The 5412-nt window shown below is 70.9% G+C and carries 5 protein-coding genes; 3 read left to right on the forward strand and 2 right to left on the reverse strand.

Annotation, left to right across the window (positions count from 1 at the left end; all coding sequences use genetic code 11):
• Positions 1 to 114: 114 nt before the first annotated feature.
• From ACTS11_RS13010 to ACTS11_RS13020, 3 genes are all read left to right on the forward strand, one after another.
• Complete coding sequence (locus ACTS11_RS13010; RefSeq protein WP_442640736.1) at positions 115 to 693, forward strand: hypothetical protein; 579 nt, start codon at positions 115 to 117, stop codon at positions 691 to 693.
• Positions 690 to 2891, forward strand: coding sequence for a 3-hydroxyacyl-CoA dehydrogenase NAD-binding domain-containing protein (locus ACTS11_RS13015; RefSeq protein ID WP_442640737.1), 2202 nt, complete (start codon positions 690 to 692; stop codon positions 2889 to 2891). The genes ACTS11_RS13010 and ACTS11_RS13015 overlap by 4 nt, the downstream gene beginning before the upstream one ends.
• Before the next feature lie 156 nt (positions 2892 to 3047).
• The gene (locus ACTS11_RS13020; protein WP_442640738.1) at positions 3048 to 3512 is read left to right on the forward strand and encodes a hypothetical protein; all 465 of its coding nucleotides are present in this window, start codon (positions 3048 to 3050) and stop codon (positions 3510 to 3512) included.
• A 2-nt stretch (positions 3513 to 3514) separates the two neighbouring features.
• Here the strand turns inward: ACTS11_RS13020 and ACTS11_RS13025 are convergent, their stop codons facing one another.
• Positions 3515 to 4324 carry a metallophosphoesterase family protein gene (locus tag ACTS11_RS13025; protein ID WP_442640739.1) on the reverse strand — a complete coding sequence of 270 codons (810 nt, stop codon included), beginning with the start codon at positions 4322 to 4324 and terminating at the stop codon, positions 3515 to 3517.
• Positions 4321 to 5226, reverse strand: coding sequence for a diacylglycerol/lipid kinase family protein (locus ACTS11_RS13030; RefSeq protein ID WP_442640740.1), 906 nt, complete (start codon positions 5224 to 5226; stop codon positions 4321 to 4323). Before ACTS11_RS13030 ends, ACTS11_RS13025 begins: the two co-directional genes overlap by 4 nt.
• Positions 5227 to 5412: the final 186 nt, after the last annotated feature.

Genomic DNA, 5412 nt, shown 5'->3' on the forward strand with positions numbered 1-5412 from the left:
CCTCGCCACGCTCTGCGTCGCCTCGGGCATGGGCGCGGCCACGATCATCGAGCGGGTCTGAGCGGCATGAGCGGACTTCCCTCGCCCGATGACGCGCCGCGACCGCGTGTGCCCTTGACAAGCAAGGTCGCCGGCAACAGCGTGCCGCCGGTTCGTGCGCTCTGCGCCTTAGTAGACGGCAAGGAGATGACGACGGCTCACGCGATATACCAGGCCAATCTCGACGCGGTCTCGCAGGCGATCATGACGGGCGACCTGCCGCTCCTGCGCCAGCACATCGCCATTCCGATCCTGCTCTCCGGCCCGACCTCGGAAATCGTGGTCTCCAGCGTCGAGGAACTGGAGATCGTGGTCAGCGACTATCGCGAGGAGCTGATCGGCAAGGGCTTCACCGCCTACCGCAGGACCTGCATCGAGGCACAGGTCCAGCCGGGGCAATCCGACATGATCGTGGGCCGCCACAGGACCGAGATCATGGCCGGCCGCAACCACCTCCTGCCGCCCTACGAGTGCAAGCTCGCCCTGATGCTCATCGACGGCGGATGGAAGGCGGTCTGGGAACAGGTCGAATGCCCGAGAAACGAGATCGAGTTCCTCTCGCGGGACATCTCCGATGCACAGAAACTGGCCCACGCCAAACTGAGCCTGCGGGCGCCCGGCGGGCCGCATACGCCGCCAAAGGAAAAATCATGACCGATTTCACCATGGACACGGGCGCCGACGGCGTCGCCGTCATCACCTGGGACGTCAAGGCCAAGTCGATGAACGTGCTGACGCGCGAGGCCTTCGAGACGGTCGACCGCCTGATCGACGCCGCACTCGCCGACGACGCCGTGAAGGGCATCGTCATCACCTCCGGAAAGGAGAGCTTCGCGGGCGGCATGGACCTCAACACGCTCGCCACGATCCGGGCGGAGGCGGGCGACGCGCCGGCGCAGGCGCTCTTCGAGTTCACGATGAACGGGCACCGCATCCTGCGCAAACTCGAGCGCGCGGGAATGGACCCCAGGACCAACAAGGGCGGCAAGCCGGTGGCCTGCGCCATTCCCGGCACCTGCGCCGGGATCGGCACGGAGATCGCGCTTGCCTGTCACCGCCGCATCATGGCCGACAACCCGAAGGCCAGGATCGGCCTGCCCGAGATCCTCGTCGGCATCTTCCCCGGCGGCGGCGGCACCACGCGCTACAGCCGCATGGTCGGCGCGATGGCGGCGGCCCCCGTCCTCCTCGAGGGCAAGATGCTGGCGCCCAAGGCCGCGAAGGGCGCGGGGCTGATCGACGAGGTCGTGGCCCCCGACGAGCTGCTCGCGCGGGCGAAGGAATGGGTCCTCTCCGCCACCGACGCCGACATCGTGAAGCCCTGGGACCAGAAGGGCTGGAAGATGCCGGGCGGCGCGCCCTACCACCCCGCGGGCTTCATGACCTTCGTGGGCGCCAGCGCCATGATCAACGGCAAGACCAAGGGCGTCTACCCGGCGGCCAAGGCGCTGCTGTCGGCCGTCTACGAGGGCGCGCTGGTGGACTTCGACACCGCGCTGAAGATCGAGGCGCGCTGGTTCACGCATGTGCTGATGAACCCCTCCTCCTCGGCCATGATCCGGTCGCTCTTCCTCAACAAGGAGGCGCTGGAGAAGGGCGCGAACCGCCCCGCCGTCCCCGATCAGCGGGTGAAGAAGGTCGGCATCATGGGCGCGGGCATGATGGGCGCGGGCATCGCCTATGTCTCGGCCAATGCCGGGATCGAGGTCGTGCTGATCGACCAGGAGCAGGCGGCCGCCGACAAGGGCAAGGCCTATTCCGAGGGTCTGCTCGACAAGGGGATGAAGCGGGGCAAGGTGACGGCGGAGAAGAAGGACGAGGTTCTCGGCCGGATCACCGCCACCACCGACTACGCCGCGCTTGCGGGCTGCGACCTGATCGTGGAGGCCGTCTTCGAGGACCCGCGCATCAAGGCGGAAGTGACCAGGCGCGTGCTCGAGGTCGTGCCGGAAGACTGCATCTTCGCCACCAACACCTCGACCCTGCCGATCACCGAGCTGGCCAAGGCCTCCGACAGCCCCGGGCAGTTCATCGGCATCCACTTCTTCTCGCCGGTCGACAAGATGATGCTGGTCGAGATCATCCGGGGCGCGGAAACCGGGGACCGGGCCGTGGCCAAGGCGCTCGACTACGTGCGCCAGATCCGCAAGACGCCCATCGTGGTGAACGACGCGCGCTTCTTCTACGCCAACCGCTGCATCATCCCCTACATCAACGAGGGCATCCGCATGGTCCGCGAGGGCGTCGCGCCCGCGCTGATCGAGAACGCGGCGAAGCTCGTCGGAATGCCGCTCGGGCCGCTCCAACTGGTGGACGAGACCTCGATCGACCTCGGCGTGAAGATCGCCAGGGCGACGAAGGCCGCGATGGGCGACGCCTATCCCGACGACGCGGTGGACGAGGTCCTGTTCTGGATGGCGGACCAGGGCCGGATGGGCCGCAAGGCGAACGCGGGCTTCTACGCCTACGACGCCTCCGGCAAGCGCGAGGGTCTCTGGCACGGCCTCGGCGAGCGCTACCCGACGGCAGCGGAGCAGCCCGACCTGACCGAGGTGCAGCACCGCCTGCTCTTCGCGCAAGTGCTCGAGGCCGTGCGCGCGCTCGAGGATGGCGTTCTGACCGACATCCGCGAGGGCCACGTGGGCGCGATCCTCGGCTGGGGCTTCGCGCCCTGGTCGGGCGGGCCCTTCGCCTGGCTCGACATGCTGGGCGCGGCCTACGCGGCCGAGCGCTGCGACCAGCTCGCGGCGGCCTATGGTCCGCGCTTCGCCTGCCCCGCGCTCCTGCGCGAGATGGCGGACAAGGGCCAGAGCTTCTACCGCCGCTTCGGGCCGGAGGCGAAGGCGGCCTGACGCCGGTTGCATCGAATTGAGGAAGGGGCGTCCGACGGGCGCCCCTTCGTCGTTCGGGGCCGGGGGTGTCCCTTCGCCTGGGCCGCCGTTCCGGTTCCCGCCCAATTCGTGCCACGGAGGGCTGCTAGCGGGCGGAAAAGGCAAGAAGGACATGTCATGTCGTATTCGGTATCCGAACCGCGCCCGATCCTCGGATGGACGGGTTTCGTCACGGGCGCCTGCGCGCTTCTCCTGACGCTCGTGATCCTCTGGGCCGGTCCCTTCGCCCCGCAGCGGGATACGGGCGTCGTCCTCGGCGAGCTCGCCGCCGGGATCGCGCAGTCCGCGGCCCGCGCCGTCGCCGGTGCGCCGCAGCCCGAACCGGTCGCCGTCGCGCGGGACATCGACGACTACCTCGACATCGCCGTCGCCGTCCTCGCGGGGCTGTCCGTGGTCCTGGGCATCGCGGCGCTGATCCGGCACGAGCACAGGCAGGCGGCCGTCTCGGGCATCGCGCTCGGCGGGCTGGCCATCGGCGTTCAGCTCTTCGCCTTCGCGGTCATGCTGATCGCCGGTGCCGTGGTCATCGCGGGGCTGCTCTATTCCATGCGCGACGTCCTCGGCGGCATCCTAGGGAACTGAGGTCAGGGGCGTCCCTCGCCCTCCCTGAGCCAGACCTCGCCCTCGCGGCGGAAGCGCGAGGCGCCGCAGGGGCGGAAATCGCCCCCTTCCGACATCATCCGCGTGATCTCCACCTGCCCCGGCGCCACGGCGATGAGCGCGAAGTCGTTGGGCTGGCCGCGGAGCCGCGTCGAGAGGCCCGTGCCGACATGCACCTGCAACACCCGTGCGCCGACCTTTCGCGACAGGAACGCCTCCGCCTTCCAGCGGTGGAGATGCCCCGACAGGATCAGGTCGGCGCCCGCGGCGGCGAGGTGCTCGACGGCGGCCCGCGCGTTCTTCATCAGGCGTTTCTCCACATCCGGCCCGTGCTCGAAGGGATGGTGCGCCATGACGATCCGGACCGCGCCCTCCGGCGCCTCGCGGAAGGCGCCCGAGGCGCGCCAGAGCTGCCGCCGCCGCACGCGCCCGCGCTGCCAGGCGCGCGGATCGGCGGTGTTGAGCGCCTCGAGCACGACGGCGCCATTGCTCCAGCGCGGCGCGAGATCCTCCGAGATCGCCTCGCGGTAGCGGCCGAAGGGCGTCATCACCCGGTGCCAGAACTCGTCGAGCGGGATGTCGTGGTTTCCGGGCACCGCGATCCAGGGCAGGCGGAGCCCGTCGAGGAAGGCGCGCGCGGCGCGGAACTGGGCGGGCCGCGCGCGCTGCGTCAGGTCGCCCGAGACCGCCACGAGGTCCGGGCGGGCCTGCCGGATCGCGTCCCGGAGCGGCAGGAGGAGTTCGGCGTCCTCGCGCCCGAAATGGAGGTCGGAGACATGCGCGATCCGGGTCATGAGGCCCCCGGCGCGATGACGCGCAGCGGCGTATCGGACAGGCGCACGCGGAGCGGCGTGGCCATCGTCTCGCGTTCGCCGTCGCGGGCGACGAGGGTGCGGGGCACGCGCAGGTGCATCTCGATGTCCCGTCCCGTGCGGATGTCGAACTCCTCGCCCTTGCGCGCCCGGCCGCGCGCCAGCGCCCAGGCGCCCTGCACGAGGTCGGGGCCCCGCACCTTGCGCGCGGCGAAGAGCGCGAGGCCGCCCGCGCGCACCGCGTCGGCCCCGTCGAGGTTGTAGGCCTCGAGCTGGAAGGCCGAGGCGCCGACGAAGACCAGCGGCGTCGCCATCCTCTCCTCCTCGCCGTCGATGCGGAGCGTCAGGCGCATGGGCCGGTGGATGCCGGTCAGCGTCATCAGGACGGACCAGTAGGCCGCCACCCGCGACCGGCCCCAGCGGGCATAGACCTCCTCGCGGTTCTCGAGGATGGAGGGATAGAGCCCGATGCTCATGTTGTTGAGGAAGACGCGACCGTTGACGGTGCCCACGCGCACCTCGCGCAGGCTGCCCTCGCGGAGCGTCCGGGCGGCCTCGGCGGGGTCGAGCGGCAGGCCGAGGCCGCGGGCGAAGTAGTTGAACGTCCCGAACGGCAGGACGCCGAGCCGCGCCGCGCCGCCCGCCCGCAGGAGCGCGTCGGCCACGCCCGAGATCGTGCCGTCGCCGCCCGCCGCGACGAGCGTGCCGAACCCCTCGGCCAGCGCCGCCCGCGCGGCCGCGCCCGGCCCCTGCCCTTGCGAGATCGGCCGGATCTCGGCCTCGAGCCCCGCGTCGGCAAGCGCGTCGCGCACCTCGGTTCCGCGGTCGGCCGCGCCCTCCCCGCCCGCGTGCGGGTTCACGATGACGCAGATGTCGCGGGTCAAGTCGGAGGTCTCCGGAGGCGATGTCACGGGCGGTGAACGCGCTCCGGCCGCCGAACGTTCCCCGCGCGGGCTCGGCCAAAGGCCCGTCCCTGCCCGGCGAGCGGCCGGACGTCGGGGCCGCAGGCGGTTCCGGTCACGCGCGGAAGCCCATCTTTCGCCCCGAAGGTCTCAGTCCATGCGGCAGGC

Source organism: Roseicyclus sp. (assembly GCF_052168335.1).
Taxonomy (GTDB): domain Bacteria; phylum Pseudomonadota; class Alphaproteobacteria; order Rhodobacterales; family Rhodobacteraceae; genus Roseibacterium.

What these genes read in the sequence shown, in the direction of transcription:
- ACTS11_RS13020 (WP_442640738.1), top strand. Translation starts at nt 3,048, where the DNA reads ATGTCGTATTCGGTATCCGAACCGCGCCCGATCCTCGGATGGACGGGT.
- ACTS11_RS13025 (WP_442640739.1), bottom strand. Translation starts at nt 4,324, where the DNA reads ATGACCCGGATCGCGCATGTCTCCGACCTCCATTTCGGGCGCGAGGAC.
- ACTS11_RS13015 (WP_442640737.1), top strand. Translation starts at nt 690, where the DNA reads ATGACCGATTTCACCATGGACACGGGCGCCGACGGCGTCGCCGTCATC.